Source organism: Nocardia concava NBRC 100430 (assembly GCF_000308815.1).
Taxonomy (GTDB): Bacteria; Actinomycetota; Actinomycetes; order Mycobacteriales; family Mycobacteriaceae; genus Nocardia; species Nocardia concava.
Map to the genome: position 1 here is coordinate 41,655 of NZ_BAFX01000023.1, position 18,710 is coordinate 60,364.

Below are 18,710 nucleotides of genomic sequence, written 5' to 3' on the forward strand. Positions count from 1 at the left end.
GGAATGTGTGATGCTGGCTGAAGGTTCACGACCCGAGGAGGATGCACGTGCGTGGTGGCCGCCCAACCGAGGAACAATTGCGGCGGACGTTCGAGACGTCGCTGGCCGAAGCGGTCTCGGGGCAGGGAATCCGTACCGAAACCGGTTTCGACATGCCGACCGAGGACGCGCTGTGGGAGATCGCCCGCGCGTATCCCGACGTCACCGATGAACTGATCGAGGCCGCCAAGAGCGCGTTCGCGGGCCAGTTGGACGGCAGCAACGCCCAGAAGTGGCAGGCGGAACTGGCCCGCAAGATCGCCGAGCGGAAATCGGGCCGGGAACGCTAGCGGCCGCGGTGAGCGGGGGTAGCCGGTTCGAACCGGTCCCGCCGACGGCAGATCATCCGGTTATTGTGTTCCCGTTCGACCCCGGGCCCCAGGGCCGAGTCATGACATCCGCGACGGAGTAGGCGATGCGAATCAGCGGCGACCAGACGTACCTCGACGAGTACGGCCGCACCTGCTACGAGGACGCGCTTTACACCGGGGAACTCGAGGACCTCGCCGACAACGGGCAGTTGGTGGCACTGTTCAACTACTACGAGGGCGTCGAGCACGGGCGGCAGCAGGAGTGGTGGCCCGATGGCGTCAAGCGCGCCGAGGGCGTCACGAACATGGGTGCCGCGGTGGGGGAGTGGCGGTACTGGCATCCCAACGGCCAGCTGTCGGAACAGGTCGTCCTGGACGAGAATGGCCGCGAGCTGACCAGAAAGCGCTGGAACGCGGCCGGTGAGCTGATCGAGGACAGCAAGACCCGCTGAGTCGAGATCAAATATTCAGTGCGGCAACGTCATCCGTCAAGGCTGGTAACCTGCGGAATACTTGACGTTCATCGGGCTGTTCGCCAGTTTGTGAGCTCTTCGCTGTACCTGGTGAATATCCGCTCTGTATAGTTCGATTCGAAATGATCTTCCTGATGGGGGTCTCATGAACCATCTCGTTGCCACACCGGAAGCGATTCGCAGCTACGGGGACGCTTCCGCCGCGATGGCCGGCGCGGTCGCCTCCGCCGCCGCGGTGGACCAGGTCGCCACGGTCGCCGGACTGGTTCCGGTCTTCGGTCTGATCGGCCAGGACTTTCTGCTGAGTTACGCGGGCGCGCAAGGCAATCACCTGTCCTCGGTGGCCGAGCTGGCCGCCGTGCACGCGGGCACCGCGGTCACCGCCTACGAGTCCGCGGCGGCCTACGAGGCCACCGACGCGGCCTCCGGCGTCGACTTCCTCTCCCTGTCGCGGGACCTGTGAGTACGCCCTTCGACCAGGGTTCGACCGGGGCCGCGCAGGCCACACCGCTGGCGGCGAGCGGCCAGTCGGTGGCGGATGTCTTGCGCGACACCGACTTCGCGCCGCTGCTGGCCAGCCCGGTCGGCGACGTCCTGCAGACGCTGGGCCTGCCGTCGCTGCCGCAGCTGCCGTCCGTTCCGCCGCTGCCGGATATGCCGCCGCTGCCCACCCTGGATCTGACCGCGCTCACCAAGCCGCTCACCGATCTGGCCTCCGCCTTCGGAACCGGCCAGCTGGGTCAGGGCTTGGACGCCTCCCAGATGCTGTCGGGCGTCTCGACCGCACTGCAGCAGGTGATGTCGATCGCGCAATCGGTGATGTCGATGGCGAACTCGAATTCGTGGCAGGGTTCCGGTGCGACTGGCGCCGCGGAGAAGGGCGCCGAGGCGCAGACCAACGCGCTCGAACTGGAAGCCCAGAACGGGCACCAGAAGACGGTGATGGCGGGCGCGGCGACCTCGGTGGCCACCGGCGCGGCAATGATGTCGGCGATCATCGCCAAGTTCGTCACCGGCGTCACCATCGCCGCCCCGTTCATCGCCACGCCGCCCGGGCAGGCGTTCCTGCTGTCGCTGGCCACCGAGACGGGTGTGGAAGCGACCGCCACGGTCGCCAAGACCCGCACCGAGATGACCGTGCACAGCGCCAACATGACCGCTGCCGGGCAGAAGGTGAAAGTCACCAACGCGCCGAAGGGTGTGGATTCGCTCTCGCAGGTGAGCCAGCTGCTGGGCCTGATCTCGCCGCTGAGCAGTGCGGCCAGCACGGGCGTGCAGCAGTTGCAGCAGATCCAGTCGATCAGTCAGGTCTCCGATGTCGCACCCGCGCCCGACACGGAAGCGGCTGGCGGGCCGAAGAATTCCGCCGGGCTCGGTGGTGGCGGTGGCGGTATGCCGGTGGCGCCCATGGGCGGTCTGAGCACTTCGCCGGCGCCGCTGAGCCAGTTGTCGAATCCGCGCTCGATGGCCGCGACCACCGCCACCCCGGCGCCCGTCCCCACGCCGATGCCCGGCACCGGCGCGTCCGGAATGGGCGGAGGCATGGTGCCGCCGCCCATGGGCGCGGCGGGTGCGGGCGGCCAGCAGGCGGGTGACGCGGACGAGGAAGTACGCACCAACATGGTCACCGCCGAACACGGCGACGAGGTGGTCGGCGAGCTCGGCTACACCGGTGTGCCCGTGGTAGGCGCGGTCGGCACCAACGGCCCCCGCCCGGCCCAGTGACCGGACACGGTCACGGGTCGGAAACCGGGTCGTTGGATGTCGCCCGGACACGGTAGTATTCGCGCGGAAAGGGAGGGACTATGAGCGAATTCAACTTGGGCGGAGTGCGTTTCGACGCCGACACGGTGCTGGCCGCCGCCGCCGATCTCGAGGCCATGGCCGACCGCCTGGAAACCGCCCTGGGCGCCGAGACCCTGGCGGTCCCCGCCGCGGGCTCCGACAAGGTCTCCCTGGCCGCCGCCCAGACCCTTACCGCGGTCGGCGAGTCCTTCGTCACCCAGAGCGGGCTGGGCGTGGACGAACTCCGCAAACTGGCAGCCGTGGTCCGCGACCAAGCCACCACGTTCGGCCAGGTCGAAATCAACAACTCGACCGACTTCACCAACCTCTGACAGCGAGGCGGGGCGGCTCCCACCGCCCCGCACCCGTTTCAGCTCCCGGTGATCACCCGGATCGCCGCATCCTGCGCAGCCTTGCCGACCTCACCCACCCGGAACCCCCGATCGGCGATGTGCCGCACCAACTCCGCCTCCGGCGGCAACCCATGCTTGTTCAAGTAATGCGCCACCGCCCCCGCCCAAACCCAGGTCCCATCCGTCCTGAAGGTCAACGGCACATCCCGATCCCCAGGCGCGAATTCATCCTGCTCGAAGCTCCGGGCCGCCAACACAATCGGCGCGGACTCTAGATAGGCCAACACCGCAGTCCGCGTATTCCCCTCCACCGCAGGCCGATTCACCACCGGCTTGCCGTCGGCGTCCTTCCCGTCATACACCTTCGCCATCCGAGGCGGCCGCACCGCGGCAGGTTCCGGCGGAATCTTGACCGTCGCCTCGACATTCGGTGCGGACGGCGCGAACGGGTTCGGTGCGGGAGCAGCAGGTGCGAACGGGTTCGGAGTGGGCGTCGGGTGTGCGAACGGGTTAGGCGCGGAGTTCGCAGGTGCAAAGGGATTCGCGGCGGGCATCGGCGCGAATGGATTGGGTGCGTATCCCGCCCCGGGCTGGGCCGTCAGCTGCGGCCGGGCCAAATGTGCCACCAGCCCCGCGATGGTCGCGGCGAACGACAACAGCAGCGTGAGTACGACCAACAGGAACCCGGCACCCGCATACTCCCAGAACGCGAGTCCTCTGACACCGAACAGGAAGCCCAGCGAGCTGACCGCGTCCGCGACGACGAATGCGGCGGCTGCCCCGCCGGCCGTCCGAACCGCCGGATTGCGCACGCCGGCCCCCGCCAGCAATGCGATGGCCACAACCAACACGACGATCAAAGCCGCCACGAATTGAACTGCGGCCCACGGAATGGATCCGTCGGCGCCTGTCTTCCAGATGGTCAGGAAGCCCAGATCGTCCAAGGACACGAACGATCGCCCGAAATCGACCGCCGCCGAGAGAATCAGGAACACACCCGCCACCCGCGTCGCGGCCCCTCCGCTCGGCTCCGGTGCCGCAACGCGTTTCGCCACCACCGCGTCACGCAGCGCGGACACCAAGGCCGCGATGGCAATCAGCAGCAGAAGTATGAAAACCCAGTAGCCACTCGCGGGCGAGGTGTATTCGCCGAAACCGCTCGCGTAGCCGACGAGGACTCCCGCCGCCATCTGCAGCGCCATACCGCTCCCGAACGCCGCAACCCAGAACAACACTCGCCCCCGACCCCCTTTGCCCAGCACGAGCATCGTCCCGGCGACGCCGGTGGCGATGACGGTGATCACGTATGGCGAGAGCGGAAAGATGTCCAGAACTCTCAGATGCCAGCTGGAATCGAATCGCCAGACGTACTCGTCCTCCGAACGGCCCTCGTATCGAAAGGTAGCCACCGGCACACTGCACGCGATAACCGTCAACACCGCCGCCGCGATCAGCAGAAATCCGGTGATCCGCCCCGTGTTCCCGGCTGGCGCGCTCCCAACGCCGTCATTTCGTGTGTACGCCATCGATTCTCACGCCTTCCCAACCCCTTGTGTGCCGGTGCCGACCCTAACAAGGCTGACGCGCCACTTCAGCGGGACCTCTTCCCGCAAGGTCTCTTTAAGGCCCCGCCAAGGTCGCGGCGATCAACTGCTCATAGGAATTCCATTCCCACACAAGCTGATTGACATCGAATTGACGAAAGCGAACATCATGAGACCCGCGTCCGCCATCAAACTCGCCCTCATGTCCGCCGCCACCGCCACCGCGGCCACCGTGATGGCCGCCCCCGCCCACGCCGACCTGTACCCCAACGCCTGCCTCTACATCGAGAACGAAACGGCGACCACGGCCACCATCACCGTCCACAGCAGCATCATCGGCAACCAGGACTGGAACATCGATCCCTTCGCGACGAGCTACTTGCTCTACGACGGCCAACCCATCTCCACGGTCACCGGAGGCTGGAACATCAGCTACTCGCCCGGCGACGCACAGGGCAGCTGGCGGTACGAATCCGGCTGGCAGCCAGCCTCGGACTGCAACGGCTCCTGGGTCTTCACCGTGAGCTACTAGCAGCGCTCAGAGGTATTGGGCGTTGGCGAGCAGGGCGTATTGGGCGGCGGCGCGTTGCTGGGCGTCGACGAGTTGGGCGCTGGCGACGCGGGCTACGTAGCGGTCGTAGTGCAGGGTGCACAGGTAGCGGTCACTGTTGTTCCAGGACAGGGAGAAGTCGGCGGTGTTCCGCTTGGGGTTCTCGACGCAGGTGACGTCGCGGACGCCGGGTGGTGCCTCGACCGAGCCGGGGATCAGGGCGTTGATGCCGTTCCAGAGAGCGGTGGCGGATTTGGCGTCGGGTGTGCGGAACAGGAGGGCGCCCTGCTGGGTGGTTGCGGTGAGGTCGACCTTGTTGTCGTCGAGGAGTTGTTTCCAGGGGCCTTGGTTTTCGACGGTGTGCAGGTAGCCGCGCGGGGTTCGGGTGACTTCGTTCGCGTTCGGGCTGGGGAAGGGGCCGGGGTGGAGGGTGCGGCGGAGCATGGCCGACGGGTCGTAGTCGAGGTACAGGCTGTCGCGTTTGGACAGCGGGGGAGTCCTGTCCAGCAGCGGTAGCTGGGCGTCGAGAATCCTGGTGGCGAGGGACTTCAGGCCGTCGAGTTCGGGTTTGGTGGTGCGGGCGAAGACGTTGACGACGTATTGGCCGTGGGCGATGGTCGCAGCCATCGATGGAATGCCTGGCCGCCAATGGGCTTTCGCGGTCGCGTATTTGTCGAGGGTGACGTGGGCGTTCTGGTCGGGAGCGACGGCGAAGTCCGCGGCTTCGATCTCATCGGCGGCCGTGCGGGCCTGCTGCTCGTCCGGGAACTGCAGGACAGCGACATTGAAAGACGTTGCGTCCAGGTCGTTTTCCCAGCCGCCGAGCGGGCTGGAGTTCCCGGAGACATCGATGTGCAGCGTTTCGAGCCGCGGGCGATCGCTGACCGAGGTCGCATAGGCGAACAGCAGGTGGTTGCGATCGAGGGCCGGTTTGGCGGCATTGGCGATCGCATAGGTGTAGTCCGCGGCGGACAGGATGGTGTACACGAACTTCGGATCCACATCCTGGCCGCTGATCACGGCATCGCCGAGTCGCGCGACGGCGAGCTGCTTGCCCGCAGAGACCTCATGGCGATAGGCGGCCCGGACATCGAGCGGCAGGGTCGGATAATTGCCGACAGCCAGTGTGCGAACATCGATTTCGGCTGCGGCGGAGGTGCCGGACACGGTTCCCGCGCAGCCCGTCAGCAGGGCCGTCAAAGCCAGTCCGCCCGAGAGAATCGCCACATCGCGGATGGACCGGCGCGCATTGAAGAATTTCACGACTGCCCCCTACTTGTCGTTGGCCAGAATGGCGTACTGCGCCGAGATCCGCTGGTACACATCCTGCTGTTGCTGCGACCACATTTCGACGGCGTACCGCCCGTAGGTGACGTAGCAGAGGTAGGGGAACTGAAGCGTTTCCGGCCCTTGATATTTGACGCATCGCGCGGTGGGTAGTCCAGGCGGGGAATCGATCCGGTGCACGAGCCGGCCGAAGGCTACCTCGCCGAAGTACTTCTGAGCCGCCTCCGCATCGCGGGTCCGAACCAGTTTGCCCGCACCGTATCCGATATAATCCACCCCGGTCTTGTCGAACAGTTCCCGCTCCTTGTCGGGATCGTCGGCCAGGTGCAGGGCGGTCTGCCGGTTCAGCGTTCCGAGCATGCCGAACGCGGTCTGATCACCGTCGGGCCGCAGCAGTGCCAACCGCAGCAGGCCCTGTGGATCGAACGGCAGCTCGGTCAGCTTGTCCACCGGCGTCGGCTGAAACGTCTTCAACCGGTCGACGGTGACGCTGATCGCCTTGTCGGAAAGCGCCAGCAGCGCAGGGAGATCCGAGTTGTCCAGGGCCATGTTCTCGTGGTGGTTCACCACATCGGAGATGACGAATCGTCCTGTCGTATACCAGGATGCGAGTGCCTGGAACTTCGGAATCCACACGACGTGAGCACTCGGATGAACAACCGATGCCGTGGGATCGGCCTTCTCCTTGTCGAATTCCATCCCCGCGAGCGCCCCGGCAGCCGCGCTGGCAGCCTCATCACTGTCGAAGATCATGACCGCATGCCGCAGCTGATAGCCCAGCCCGTAGTGATCCTCGTTCGAAGCCGCCGCCGTCCCGAACCCCGCCACCAGTCCCGGAGTACTCGCCGTGAAGTTCTCGGCACTGAACGACGCGAACACCGACTTGGTCCCGAACGCCTTCGCGTCGATGAACGGATGCACCCCGCCAAGATTGTGGGTCAACGCCGGATCGATGTCCTTCGGCAACGGCATCACATCACCCAGCCGCAACGCCTCCATGATCCGCCCCATGCGATCGGGATCCTTGGGCTCCAACTGCTGCGGCTTCGTCGCGTAACTGCCGGTGTCGAGTTTGGTGAGATCAACCGTCGCGCCGGTGGCCGCCGCCGAATCGGAACCACAACCAGCGGACGCGATAACGGTAAACGCAAGCCCCGCAACCAGTCCCACCCGCGCCCTGCGTGCCCTCACGGACTCCCCCTGTTGTCGATCTCCCTTGATCGCCAACCGTATGGTAGAAGCGGGGTGCAATCAATCGGGGGTCCTGATGACAATCGTTTCCTGGCAATGGCCATTGTTCTTCGCCCTCATCCTGATTCGCCTCCTAGCCCCCGGCTGGCTCATCCTCCTGACCCTCTGGACCCTCGGCCTCCCCGCCTTCCTCGTCTGCGCCCCACTGCTCTTCGCCGCGTCCCTCTCCACCCCCGACCAACATCCCCTCATCCAACTCGCCGACCTGCTCCTGCTGATCGCGGCCTTCACCGTCCCCGACGGCGGCGACAACAGCGGCTACCACATCCCGCTCCTGACCCTGGTGAAGGGCAACCCCGAAATCAGCGACAGAAACCCGATAGGCAAGGGCCTCGTCTGGATCGGCGGATTGAGCGTATTGGGTTATGTCGCTGTACTTCTCGTCCTGTGGGCCAAGATCGGCGAGGCCCGCGGCTGGATCTCGCTGACCCCGTAGCTTCTTGCATCAGGTCAGGTGCGGGACTCCGGTCGTCTTGACGACCTTCATCGTGAACTGCGAGTGCAGTCGCGCGACGCCGGGCAGATCCGCCAGCTTCTCCATGAAGAACTGCTCGTAGGCATCGGCGTCGGCGACGGCAATCCACAGCAGATAGTCGGGATCGCCGAACATACGCCGACATTCGACGATCTCATCGAACTCGGCCACCTTCGCCTCGAAGGACTCCACCATCCGACGGTTCTTGATCCCCATATTGGCGTGCACGAGCACCTCGAAACTCCGGCCGATGGCACGGGGGTCCACCCGCGCGTGGTAGCCGGTGATGGCACCCGCCTGCTCCAGATTGCGCACTCGGCGCAGGCACGGCGAGGGACTGAGCCCAACCTGCTGTGCGAGTTCCGCATTGGATATTCGAGCATCACGTTGAAGGTGGTAGAGGATTGCGCGATCGATCGAATCCATAGCAGAAAATGCTAAGTATGCCGCCGAACCAGGGCTAGTCATGGCGTGCCCGGAGATGCCGATGACACCCTGAGTGGAGTCGTTCCGGAAGGGGCTGAGTCCGGTGGTCAACGGTCAACCGCAGAGTGCTGATTGGAATAGTCAGCGCCCTAAGGTAATTCGTGATGGTTTAGGTATCGGCGTAGCGACCGGAACCTATGGCCTGTCATTCGGTGCACTAGCGGTTGCCGCAGGCTTATCAGTGCCACAAGCGTGCGCCCTGTCAAGCCTGATGTTCACCGGCGCATCCCAATTCGCGATGGTCGGTGTGATCGCAGCCGGTGGAAATCCGTTCACAGGTGCCGCCACGGCCACGCTACTGGGCACCCGCAACGCCCTCTACGGCCTGCACCTGACTCCGCTGCTCCGGTTGCCCGGTTGGCGGCGAATTCCCGCGGCGCACATCGTGATCGACGAAAGCGCCGCAATGACGGTCGGTCGTGAGCCGCGGGCGGCGAGGCTCGGTTTCTGGACAGCCGGACTGGCAGTATTCGTCTGCTGGAACCTGGCAACGATCACCGGTGCGTTGGGTGCTCGCCTACTGTCCGACCCACGCGTCCTCGGTCTGGACGTCGTGGCCCCAGCAGCCTTCCTCGCCTTGCTGGCACCGCGAATGGTCACCCGGCGGTCCTGGCTCGTGGCCTGCGCGGCCGCCGTGGTCTCGCTTACGGCCGTACCCGTAATGCCCGCCGGCTTACCGGTGTTGGTCGTAGCCGTGGTCACCGCCCTGCTCGCCATCACTACCGCCCGCCGCAATCCGCACCCGGATCTGCCCGTCCACCAGCCCGCACGCGAAGGCGAAGCCCAATGATGCTCTGGTGGGCGATCATCGCCGGCGCGGCCGCTTGCTACCTGCTGAAGCTGGCCGGACTGTCGGTCCCAGAACGAATCCTCCGCAACGCTCGCGTACAACGGATCGCCGCACTCCTACCGATCGGCCTGCTGACAGCGCTGCTGGTCATCCAGTCGGCAACCACCGAACACCGGCTCGTAATCGACGAACGCCTAGCGGGCCTCGCCGCCGCCCTTGTCGCGCTTATTCTTCGCGCACCGTTCCTCGTAGTTGTCGCCGTCGCGGCGACGACAACCGCGACCCTACGGTTCCTTCTCTAACCCGAGATCACCGAGATCCGCGGGCGATCGGCGATGTGAATAAGCTTGTCATCGAACATTGACGATCGGAGACCCTATGCGCCGCCACGGTCGTCTCACCCGAGAGCAGTTGCAGCTCAGCTTCGAATCCGCCCTGTCCCGGGCTTTGACGCGGGGCACCTTTCGCACCCACACCGGTCTCGACTTCGAAACCAGGAACGCGCTGAAAGAAATCGCCCGCGCCCACCCGAACGTCACCGACGACCTCGTGGCAGCCGCCCACCGCGCCTTCGCAGGCCAGTTGGACGGCAGCAACTCGGCACGTGCGCTCGCCGAACAGAACCGCAAGCTGACCGAGGCCCAAGAACGATTGAAGCGGCAGCAGCCGATGCGGGCGGGGATGAAATCTGGAAACGCGCTGCTTTGGCTCGATACGTCGCCCTCGTACTTTCGATTCCGCACCGGCACGATCCAACTGGAGGAATCCGAACGCGAACTGAGCGGCCAAAGGCTCAACGTGCGGACAGGCGCATTCGAACCCGCATCGGCTGCCGACATCGACGCGGTGCTGAAACCCACTGCGGATCTGGACTACTCGGCCCTTACCGGCCCGCAGTTCGTGTGGGCGACCGAGCAAGCACGCAGCCTCTACCTCCGCGGATCAGGCCGCATCTTCGACCTCTACCACCGAGTGAATGAGACGTTCACCGCCGCTGAGCAGGAACATCGACGCATCACCCCGTCGGAGCGCAGCGGAATAACCGACATGTACCGCAAAACCTTCCGACTCTGGGCCGACGAATTCGCCCGCCGCGCAGCAGGCGAACCCCCAACCTTCCACTACTCCTGGGTAGGCGACCCGAGATAGGCGGTAACCGCGCTGGATGCTTCCTCTGCATACGGAAGTAATCCGCCGGACAAGATCGCGGCGAAAGCCTCGTCTGCGGTAGCACCCAGGTAGAAGTTGCCGGTGTGGTGTCGGTAGAAGAATCGGCCCATGTCGTCGATCAGCCAGGTGCCGAACTCGCACGTCTCGGCTCCTACTGGAAACAGTTGCCGCTGAAGGAGTTCGCCAAGCTCCGCGAAGTCTTCGACGTCTCCGTCGTACCCGATCGTCGGATCCAGCATCAAGAGGGCTTCGGGTGAGGTTCCCGGTATGACGAGCTCCAGTTCGCCGTATGAACGGATGAAACGAACGGCCGCGTCAGGTACAGCGAGTTCCATGCCCTGCTGCGCCGCGGCGTCTACTGCGACTCGAATCAGCTCGTCGGCGCGTGCGCCGATATCCCGATCGGGATGCCAGCCTCCTCGGGCAAGCCACTCGCGTATCGTGCCCGGGTTGACGCTGCTCATGGCCTGTATTTACCGAATGCTGACGTCGCGCCGCAACATACTGATAGGCCGGATCCGGCACTCGTGATGATCGACACAAAGTTTGCGGGACGCGGCGGTCTCACATTTGAATCGGCTTGTTCTGATTGGCAATCCGATAGCTAAGCAAGGGGGAGTTATGGCGCGTCATCGCCGAACCACGCGGAGTGCGGGACGAATCTCGGTTCTGGGTGCATCGCTCGCGGTTTCGCTGACTTGCGCGGGTCTGGCCTCGGCGGACCCAGGGCAGCATGTGGAGAAGGACCAGGTGCGACTGGTGGCCGACGCCGTCGCTGCGCCGGACGCAGTTGCCACGCCGGACGCTGTCGTGCCCGCTGCTGACATCGCTGCCCCGCAGCCGATCGCGGCCGATCCCAACACGATTGGGCAGGCCGCGCTGGCGGGTGCCGGAATCGGTGCCGCCGTGGCCGGTGTTCCCGCCGCCGTCGCCGGTGGAGTCGTGGGCGGAGTGGTCGGTGCCGGGGTCGGCACCGTCGCGGGCCTCCTGGTGGCTGGCGGCGGCACCGCCCTGGCTGCCTCGGTGACCTTGCTGGGCGCCTGCCTGCCGGTCGCCACCTGCATCATCTCGATTCCGGGCCTCGCCGCGGAATTTGCTGCGGCAGTCCCGATCGCGGGCGGCGCGATGCTCGCCGGTGGCCTGATCGGCGCCGGAATCGGGGGTGCGATCGGTGCGGCCGTCACGGGCCTCCCGGCGGCGGGCGTCGGCGCCTTGGCCGGTGCCGGAATCGGCGCGGGCGTAGCCAGCGCAGGCCTGGTCTCCTGATCCGCCCCTGCGAGATAACTCGATGAAATCAGGCCCGGCGATCCGCCGGGCCTGACCTGTCTCCGCACATCCTCGAAGGGCCTGCGTCGCAACCGCTTTGGCAAGCGAGGCCAGGCACCGATCTGGCAGAGTGAGAGGTCCTGATCTTGAGGAGAGTTATCTATGACCGCGACGGCGATTCGCCCGCTGGCACCGAGTGAGAAGGGGTTCGCGCTCGACCGCATATATATCGGGTACTCGGTGCGCACTCGTGGCGTGCTGGATCTGGCAGCGATGGCGGTGGCCTATGATGCGCTGCGGCGGCGATATCCGGCGCTGACCGCGCGAATTGAGAAGACCGACAACGGTTTTGAGTTCGCGGAACCCGCAGAAACATTGCAGGACATGGTGGTGTCGGCCGAATCAGGCTTCGATGACATCGGTTTGGATCAGTGCGCCGCGCTGGGTCTGCTGTGGGTGCGCCAAGACGGCGATGAGTCCGTGGTCACTCTGTTCACCCACCACAGCATTACCGACAGTGCCACCGGCCAAGACCGGGTGGAGCAGCTGTGGTCTTACTACACCGCCGCGGTGGAGGGGGAGATCGGGACGATCGAGACACTGCCCTTTCCGGCTCCGGTCGAAGAGATTCTGGCCGCCCGCGACATCCATAAACCGCCGTTTCCCGAACAGGCTGCAGCGCCCGCCCAGGCAGCGACGACCGACAGGGTCGATGGGAAAGCGCGATACGTTCGTGAGGCTGCGCGGTTGCGGCTCAGTGCCGAACACACGGCTGCGTTGACCGAGTTGAGCCGCCAAGAGCAGGTCAGTATCAACGGCCTCGTTTCCGGGGCTCTGCTCCTGGCGGAGGCGGAACTGCGCGGGGCGGCGGTTTCGGACCTGGTGTACATGTTCCCGGTCAGCTTGCGTGCGCACTTGGATCCGAAGGTCAGTGTCTACGAGGGCACCGTGGTACTGGGCTTCACCGGTTACGTCGCGGCCGGCGAGCTCACGAGCATCGTCGATATTGGGCGCGCGATCAGCGCGCAGGTTCGGGGCGGGTTGGCCGACGGTCTGATCCAACTGAGCCCGTTGCTGATCCCGGAGGGATCCGAGGGAGTGGTGCCCCAGATCCCCGGCCTGGTGACGGCGACTAACTGGGGGCGGTTGCCGCAGCTGCGGGTCCCCGCGGGCCTCGAGATCCTGGACTTTCATTCGACCCTTGCCAGCGCTCCCGCCACGGCACCCACCTCGCCCGAACAGCTTCCCGCGCCGCCGAACTACATCATCAGTAGCTTCGACGGGCAGCTGAGCATCGAGGTCGATCTACACGGCGAATCCGTCGAAGACCAGCAGCAGCGGCTGAGCATTCTGGAAAAGGTTCTGCACCACAACATTCCACTGCTGTAACCGGACGCGGGGGCCAGCCTTTCTGCCGTCTCTGACTCACTCTGCAGCCAGCATCGCCGAACCGATTCCGGCTGCAGGGTCATCGATCGAACTCCTCCCGCCTCCTGGCCGCATTGCTGCCGTCCAGCTGTCCTGCAAAGACGCCACGCGCCGCCTCGACCGTTTCCGACCCCTACCAGCGGTACCTCTCCGCAGACGCCGCTGAGCGGTGGATTCGGAACATACTGGGCAAGTGGGGTTTCCGGTCGGCCGCCAGCATGAGGCGGTCGGCGGGCCGTAGGCCCAGTAGGCTCTGTGCTGTTCGGTCGGTTGCTGAGGAGGACTTGCCTGATGTCGAACCAGCCGTTGAGCCCATTGGAACAACACGAGATGCTGTCGGACATCACGCTGGGGATACTCGAAACTCTCCCTATGGGATGGGCTCGTCTGATTGTTCGCGGCACGATCGTTGGCCGGTACGCTGCGCGGGAGACCGGAGTGAAGATGCCGGACGGATCGGTCCAGGGTTTGTCGTTCCCGCCCGAAGCGTGGCGCAAATTCCAAGACCTTCGGCACGGCATGTACGCATCGGGCCTGGGCACGTGGGTCGAGTTCGAGTATGTACTGGACCCGCCCGGTCGCTTCCACATTGATTACAACCGAGACCGGCAGCCCCGCTTCAGGAAGACGCCGACCAGTCAAGATTTTGCGCTGGAGAACAAGTGGTTCCCGCGCTCCGACGAGCATATGCCTGATTGGTTTCGCCGCGGGCTGGACGGCGCGTCCGCGGACACAACCGAGTGACGACGCGGGGGAGCGCTCGATGACACTTCCACCTTGGATCACGCCACCGGACGATGATAACCAGCGGGCGATCGACGAAAAGCTCGCGGCCAGAATGGGTATCACGGTCGAGCAGCTGCACGAGATCGATCGCCAGATGGCCGAGGATGTGCGCGCCCGCGATGCGATTCCGCCCACCGAGCGCATCGTCGACGGTAGTCCCAAGTTCAACAAGGGGTTTGGCCCGGTGACCAGTGAGAATACGATCGAGCCGGGTGAGATGCGAGCCCACGAGAAATTGCCTCTACCCCCTCCTCCGCCGCCAAAGCGCGAGGTCTGAGGCGGTCGGACAGGTGCCAACCAGAACGAGCCCGATTTCGTGCCGCAATTGACAGCGGCGGCCTACGCACTGGATTTCGAGTACTTCCCTCGCGGCGAGGCGAATACGCCTGCTTGGCTGCTCGCCAAACTATCTGCGGCACGATACTGATCCGTATGACGCACTTGGAGTCCTTTGGGCCGCTCGGGCAATCGGAGATGCTCCGGAAGGCAGCACGGACGCTGGTCGAAGCAGTGCCGCTGGGCTGGAAGGAGCTTCGATTCGAGTTCAGGAGCACGGTCCAGATCGACGGAGCCCGGCTGGAGTCGGTAGCTGAGGACGGTTCCGTGTCTCGGCATTCGGTTCCGAGGGTTGCGATGAGGGCGTTCGACAAGCTCCGCACTGCGATGTACGAGCCTGGGAGAGGCGCGTGGTTTACCGCGATGATCGTCATCGATCGAGCGGGTGGATACCAGATCGACTTCGACTACGACACCGAGCCGGATTTCAATCCGCAGTTGACTGCCGGTGCGTATGCGCTGGACCTCCAGTACTACCCTCGCGATCGGGCTCACACGCCGATGTGGTTGCAGGATAAGCTTGATCAGACATCGGGCTCATGACGCCCTCATTCCGTGGGTAGGCCAGAGATTCTCGCGCATCTCCCGATACAAGATGTGCCCCGCCGCAGCACGGAACAACATGTCCTCAACCCCATCGGTCCAGGCCGTCCGCTGAATCTTATCGATGATCAAAGTCCGACCCATGTCCTCCCGAATGGGCCCGAACCAGTACTCCGCCTCGTCCGGCTCATCGCGTACCTGCCGGTAATAGACAAGCAACGCCACGAGGTCACCAGTCGTCCGCGCGAATCCGGCCGGGGGTGATGTCGTCCAAGTCTTCGACATCGGTGAAGGTCATCGCTGGCTCGTTGTTCCGTTGCCGCTCAGGGGAATTCGGGGGAGCGAGGGAGGCGGGGATGCGCTCCGGAATCTGTTCCGTGAGATCAGGCAACCCGTCGATCAGGTCCGACATCTTCGGCATGCGGCCGCGACGCTCTTGAATCGGCGCTGTGAGTTCGGTGCTCTTCCGCGCCAATTCGGTCGCAGCAGCCTGGGCGGCCTCGGTGACGGCTTTCGAAAGCTCTTGGAGTGGAAGGTCTTCCAAGTCGTCGTCGAATCGAGTTTCGATGACGGTTCCGTCGGCGTTGAGCACAACGGCGACTCGCTTCTGCAACGCATACCCGGTTGCCAAGAGCTGGGCGCGTTTCTGCTGGATGTCGGTGAGTACTCGCATCTGCGTCTGGAACTCATCGATCATCGATGCCAATTCGCCCTTGATGAATTCGTTGGCCATCGGTTTACTGCTTGAAGGCGTCGGCGTTGCTCTTGTCGGTGCCGTCGTGCAGCTTGGCCGCATCCTGTTGGGCGGTCGAGTGGCTATCAGACTTGCCCGCGAGCTTGTCGACGAGCGTGGTGAGATTCTCTCGTGACGAGACGTATCCGTTGGCGCCGTCGCCCTTCGCGAACCTCTCGCCGTATTCGTCGTCTCCCCATGGCTCGCCCTTGCCGTCCGACGCGGACTCCAACCCCGTCAGCACCGCGCGGATGCGATCTGTGATCTGCCCGGCTTTGGCCGCAGCCACTCGCTGCAGCTCCGGATCGACTTCAACTCTTCCGGTCATGGCGAATCTTCCTCCCCTGATCGTTAACGTCGCTGACGCTATCAACTACCGCTTCGGTCGCGATAGCGCTGCGTGAACCCGGCGATGTAGACATTCGGCGGCACCGAGGACGAGGACGCTTCGATCACTCCGTCGTCGGCAATGTAGTAAATGGCCCGGCCGAGCATGATCTCTCCGGGTTGAGTCGGCACATAGACCATCCAACCGGCGTCGATTCGATCCGCGGTCAGTTGGTCCAGGGGATACCCGGTGGTATCCGCGCCGCTGTTTCGAATATGCCTGGCCACCTGCTCGATTGCGTCGATTCGAGACAGCGGCGGCAGCACCACGAAGGTGCGCAGCCCGGCGAGCGAGAACTGGTTCAGCGCGGCGTCGACATCGAATCGACTGGGATCGAAAGCGGCGGAGATGGTCTCGAAGGTGACGACTCCAGCCTCCGCTGCTGCCACCAGGGTCGCGACGGCGGTCCTCGTGAGGTCACTCACAGGCTGTTCGGTAGCCGTCGCGAGCACATTCGTGATGATGTCGACCGTAGCCTCGGCGGTCCAAATTCCAGGCACCGCTTCGGCCAGACCTGGTCCGGTCGGGGATTCGCCGCGATGCCAGTTTCCGTTCTCCCACCAATAGCAGAACGACAGCAGGCCCGAGACCGATCGGGGGTTGAGAATGGCGTCGGTGATCCAATCCGGCGCGCCCGCATAGAGTTCGGGTAGCGGCTTGCCCTGGTTGTATGCGGCGTCCAGTGCCGGTGCGTTCCAGACGCCGCCGGAGATGACGGCGCGATCGCCGGGCAGCACATACAGGGTGCTTCCGCTGCGCTGAGCGCCCTCGAACCAGGCCAGCGCGGGCAATATGCGCGGCCCCTGGGGGGAACCGAGGGCCGCGTAGGCGGCCGCCATGGCGGTCCATCGAGCCCAAAGCAGTGGCAGCGGAGGGAAATCCGTGGTGCTCACCTCGCCACGGATGCCCTTGCCACGGTCGATGCGAGCCTGTTCGGCCGCGACCCGGGGCGAACGCTGCTGCCGGCCTTCATTGCCGACGTAGGCGGCCAGCCATACCGGTAGTCGGTCGCGCGGGTACTCCTGCAGGTCCGCACGGTAGGCCTCGGCTGGGAAGAGTTGATCGTCGGGAAACGGTTCGTCGCCGTAGTCATAGTCGGTCTGGATCTCACCCGAATTGGTGATGATGAGCCGCATGCGCCACCACGGCCCGGTGGGGAGCTGTGCGGCGATTTCGCGCTGCTCCTGCACAGCGAGCAACGTGGCCTGCGAAGGTTCGGCGCGCACGCCGCGTCCGTTCGCCGAGTACGCCACATTCCACGCCTGCGCGGCGACCGTCCAGGCGAAGACGGCATCGATGCGTTCCCAGCCCTCCGGTCCGTCCGCCGCGAGCTCGCGGGCGATCTGGTGCGTCAGCTCACGTGCTTGCTCGGTGATCTGCTTCTCGTCGACGACCGCCGAAGGACCCGGATGTGAGATGACATCGAACGCGGGAGCCTCGTTACCGCTGGCCTGCACGAACGAGGACATGAATTCCTTGAAGAATTCCTCGTCCTGATTTCCGTCCTGCGGCTTGCTCACGATGTCGCTCCCCTCGTCGACCGGGCGCTACGGGCCGCCCGTTCGGATACGTCTGCGACCCTACACATTCGCGAGGGGTGATTCAGATCCGGATTCGATGGTTGCCGCGAATTCACTCGGCGGGCGGGCCGATGCGTCCGGAATCGGTGATTCGCAGGACACCCAGGGCGTCGAGCGCGGGATCGCCGGAGATCGCTACGTCCCAGCCGTTCTCGATCCGCTGAGCACGAAGGTTCGCCGCAGCGGTGTCGACGCCCGCTCCCATGAGATAGAGGCGCACGCGATCGGTCGCCTCCTCTTCCACCATGCCGTCGGGCAGCGTGGCGTGCACCGGCCAGTCGCGGCTGGAGAAACCGAGGCGAGCTATTTCACGTGCCTTGCGGTCCTCGTAATCCTGCTCGGTTCGGTTTTGGAGGAGGATCCTCCAGATCGAGTCCCGCTTGTCCCAGCGGTAGAAGTACCGCTTACTCACGGCAAGAAGATTCACGGTGATCCGCGGCGGATCTTCCCGCTTCGTCATCTTGATGTTGCCGGTGTGTCCGTGCCTCCCGGGGAGGAACAGTGTGTAGGTCTGGTCGCGGGTATCTGCCCGGACGCGCTCGATGATGGTGGAGGGCAGATCGGTGAATCGGCGCGCCAGCTCGCTGATGTCGACTGTCGAGCCGGGCAAGGTCAGGTTGGCCGAGACCTTGTGAACCCGACCGTTGTATCCCTTGTCGAATCGATTGAAACCTTCACCGACCAGCTCGGTTTCGCTCCAGTACTCGGAGCCGTCCTCGACTGCGACGAAGCCCGCACCTTCCAGCAGTGAGAGCATTTCCCGGGCCCGGCGGCGTCCGTGGGCGGCAACCGCCGCGGCTTGCCTGGTGCTGATCGGGTGGAGTGTGGACGACCATCCGCCTCGATAGCCCGTCGTCCCTTCGGGCTCGGTGACGGTGTTGCCGTGGGGAATGAACCACAGCGATCGCATGGTGCCACCCCTTCCCGAGGCTGCTGGTTGATAGCCGGTTCGGATTTCCAGGTTGCCGTTCGGCGACTTCTATGGCAGCGTAGCGCAAGATCATCGACTGTTCGTTCGTGAAAACACCTGGTGGACAGTTGAATAGCTGACAAGTCGGTTCTGGTCCGGGGGCGGGAGTGACAGCACGGGGGCATCGGTCCGAAACCGCAGTTGAGCGCGTGTTTTTCGGATCGGG

Annotated in this window: 24 protein-coding genes; 15 read left to right on the forward strand and 9 right to left on the reverse strand. The window is 64.7% G+C overall.

Translation table 11 applies throughout. The features are described from left to right. Positions 1 to 47: 47 nt before the first annotated feature. From ON43_RS05860 to ON43_RS05880, 5 genes are all read left to right on the forward strand, one after another. Positions 48 to 329, forward strand: a complete 282-nt coding sequence (locus tag ON43_RS05860; protein ID WP_083913191.1) for a hypothetical protein — start codon at positions 48 to 50, stop codon at positions 327 to 329. Between the two features lie 125 nt (positions 330 to 454). Then, positions 455 to 802: a toxin-antitoxin system YwqK family antitoxin gene (locus ON43_RS05865; protein ID WP_051177967.1), complete on the forward strand. Its 348-nt coding sequence runs from the start codon at positions 455 to 457 to the stop codon at positions 800 to 802. Between the two features lie 166 nt (positions 803 to 968). Further along, positions 969 to 1,286 (forward strand): type VII secretion target, encoded by a 318-nt coding sequence (locus tag ON43_RS05870; RefSeq protein WP_040804475.1) that lies wholly within the window; start codon positions 969 to 971, stop codon positions 1,284 to 1,286. Next, positions 1,283 to 2,548 (forward strand): hypothetical protein, encoded by a 1,266-nt coding sequence (locus ON43_RS05875; RefSeq protein WP_051177969.1) that lies wholly within the window; start codon positions 1,283 to 1,285, stop codon positions 2,546 to 2,548. The genes ON43_RS05870 and ON43_RS05875 overlap by 4 nt, the downstream gene beginning before the upstream one ends. An 80-nt stretch (positions 2,549 to 2,628) precedes the next feature. Beyond that, positions 2,629 to 2,940, forward strand: a complete 312-nt coding sequence (locus ON43_RS05880) for a PE family protein (protein ID WP_040804478.1) — start codon at positions 2,629 to 2,631, stop codon at positions 2,938 to 2,940. Positions 2,941 to 2,978: 38 nt separating this feature from the next. Here the strand turns inward: ON43_RS05880 and ON43_RS42185 are convergent, their stop codons facing one another. Beyond that, positions 2,979 to 4,265 carry a hypothetical protein gene (locus ON43_RS42185; protein ID WP_157513922.1) on the reverse strand — a complete coding sequence of 429 codons (1,287 nt, stop codon included), beginning with the start codon at positions 4,263 to 4,265 and terminating at the stop codon, positions 2,979 to 2,981. 409 nt (positions 4,266 to 4,674) lie between these two features. On the opposite strand from ON43_RS42185, the gene ON43_RS05890 reads away from it, so the two are divergent. Continuing rightward, positions 4,675 to 5,037, forward strand: coding sequence for a hypothetical protein (locus ON43_RS05890; RefSeq protein ID WP_040804481.1), 363 nt, complete (start codon positions 4,675 to 4,677; stop codon positions 5,035 to 5,037). 6 nt (positions 5,038 to 5,043) lie between these two features. Here the strand turns inward: ON43_RS05890 and ON43_RS05895 are convergent, their stop codons facing one another. Both ON43_RS05895 and ON43_RS05900 read right to left on the reverse strand, forming a co-directional pair. Further along, entirely contained in the window at positions 5,044 to 6,318 is a 1,275-nt protein-coding gene (locus ON43_RS05895) for a DUF7373 family lipoprotein (protein WP_040804483.1), read from the reverse strand. A 9-nt stretch (positions 6,319 to 6,327) separates the two neighbouring features. Then, a complete protein-coding gene (locus ON43_RS05900) occupies positions 6,328 to 7,533 on the reverse strand; it encodes a DUF7373 family lipoprotein (protein WP_157513923.1) in 1,206 nt (401 codons plus the stop codon). 76 nt (positions 7,534 to 7,609) lie between these two features. Here ON43_RS05900 and ON43_RS05905 point away from each other — a divergent pair, with 76 nt between their 5' ends. After that, a complete protein-coding gene (locus ON43_RS05905; protein WP_157513924.1) occupies positions 7,610 to 8,029 on the forward strand; it encodes a hypothetical protein in 420 nt (139 codons plus the stop codon). Positions 8,030 to 8,038: 9 nt separating this feature from the next. Here the strand turns inward: ON43_RS05905 and ON43_RS05910 are convergent, their stop codons facing one another. Next, complete coding sequence (locus ON43_RS05910) at positions 8,039 to 8,494, reverse strand: Lrp/AsnC family transcriptional regulator (RefSeq protein WP_040804490.1); 456 nt, start codon at positions 8,492 to 8,494, stop codon at positions 8,039 to 8,041. 103 nt (positions 8,495 to 8,597) lie between these two features. On the opposite strand from ON43_RS05910, the gene ON43_RS05915 reads away from it, so the two are divergent. The 3 genes from ON43_RS05915 (at position 8,598) to ON43_RS45725 (ending at position 10,493) form a co-directional block, all read left to right on the forward strand. After that, on the forward strand, positions 8,598 to 9,344 hold the full coding sequence (locus ON43_RS05915) for an AzlC family ABC transporter permease (RefSeq protein WP_218003210.1): 747 nt from the start codon (positions 8,598 to 8,600) through the stop codon (positions 9,342 to 9,344). After that, positions 9,344 to 9,646, forward strand: coding sequence for an AzlD domain-containing protein (locus tag ON43_RS05920; RefSeq protein WP_218003211.1), 303 nt, complete (start codon positions 9,344 to 9,346; stop codon positions 9,644 to 9,646). Before ON43_RS05915 ends, ON43_RS05920 begins: the two co-directional genes overlap by 1 nt. Before the next feature lie 76 nt (positions 9,647 to 9,722). After that, positions 9,723 to 10,493, forward strand: a complete 771-nt coding sequence (locus ON43_RS45725; RefSeq protein WP_174416450.1) for a hypothetical protein — start codon at positions 9,723 to 9,725, stop codon at positions 10,491 to 10,493. On the opposite strand, the gene ON43_RS05935 is transcribed toward ON43_RS45725, so the two are convergent. Then, a complete protein-coding gene (locus tag ON43_RS05935) occupies positions 10,466 to 10,978 on the reverse strand; it encodes an SUKH-3 domain-containing protein (RefSeq protein WP_051177972.1) in 513 nt (170 codons plus the stop codon). The genes ON43_RS45725 and ON43_RS05935 overlap by 28 nt on opposite strands. A gap of 295 nt (positions 10,979 to 11,273) precedes the next feature. Here ON43_RS05935 and ON43_RS44325 point away from each other — a divergent pair, with 295 nt between their 5' ends. The 5 genes from ON43_RS44325 (at position 11,274) to ON43_RS05960 (ending at position 14,873) form a co-directional block, all read left to right on the forward strand. Beyond that, a complete protein-coding gene (locus tag ON43_RS44325) occupies positions 11,274 to 11,780 on the forward strand; it encodes a hypothetical protein (RefSeq protein WP_157513925.1) in 507 nt (168 codons plus the stop codon). 162 nt (positions 11,781 to 11,942) lie between these two features. Then, entirely contained in the window at positions 11,943 to 13,169 is a 1,227-nt protein-coding gene (locus ON43_RS05945; RefSeq protein WP_051177975.1) for a phthiocerol/phthiodiolone dimycocerosyl transferase family protein, read from the forward strand. Positions 13,170 to 13,499: 330 nt separating this feature from the next. Then, positions 13,500 to 13,952, forward strand: coding sequence for a hypothetical protein (locus ON43_RS05950; protein WP_040804497.1), 453 nt, complete (start codon positions 13,500 to 13,502; stop codon positions 13,950 to 13,952). Positions 13,953 to 13,971: 19 nt separating this feature from the next. Further along, positions 13,972 to 14,271 (forward strand): hypothetical protein, encoded by a 300-nt coding sequence (locus tag ON43_RS05955; protein ID WP_157513926.1) that lies wholly within the window; start codon positions 13,972 to 13,974, stop codon positions 14,269 to 14,271. Positions 14,272 to 14,426: 155 nt separating this feature from the next. Beyond that, positions 14,427 to 14,873 carry an antitoxin YezG family protein gene (locus ON43_RS05960; RefSeq protein WP_040804501.1) on the forward strand — a complete coding sequence of 149 codons (447 nt, stop codon included), beginning with the start codon at positions 14,427 to 14,429 and terminating at the stop codon, positions 14,871 to 14,873. 229 nt (positions 14,874 to 15,102) lie between these two features. Here the strand turns inward: ON43_RS05960 and ON43_RS05970 are convergent, their stop codons facing one another. The 4 genes from ON43_RS05970 to ON43_RS05985 form a co-directional block, all read right to left on the reverse strand. Continuing rightward, positions 15,103 to 15,606, reverse strand: a complete 504-nt coding sequence (locus tag ON43_RS05970) for a YbaB/EbfC family nucleoid-associated protein (RefSeq protein ID WP_051177977.1) — start codon at positions 15,604 to 15,606, stop codon at positions 15,103 to 15,105. A 4-nt stretch (positions 15,607 to 15,610) separates the two neighbouring features. Next, positions 15,611 to 15,934, reverse strand: a complete 324-nt coding sequence (locus ON43_RS05975; RefSeq protein WP_083913186.1) for a WXG100 family type VII secretion target — start codon at positions 15,932 to 15,934, stop codon at positions 15,611 to 15,613. A gap of 41 nt (positions 15,935 to 15,975) precedes the next feature. After that, the gene (locus ON43_RS05980; protein ID WP_245568485.1) at positions 15,976 to 17,514 is read right to left on the reverse strand and encodes a hypothetical protein; all 1,539 of its coding nucleotides are present in this window, start codon (positions 17,512 to 17,514) and stop codon (positions 15,976 to 15,978) included. A 112-nt stretch (positions 17,515 to 17,626) separates the two neighbouring features. Continuing rightward, positions 17,627 to 18,484, reverse strand: coding sequence for a hypothetical protein (locus tag ON43_RS05985; RefSeq protein ID WP_040804510.1), 858 nt, complete (start codon positions 18,482 to 18,484; stop codon positions 17,627 to 17,629). Between the last annotated feature and the right edge of the window lie 226 nt (positions 18,485 to 18,710).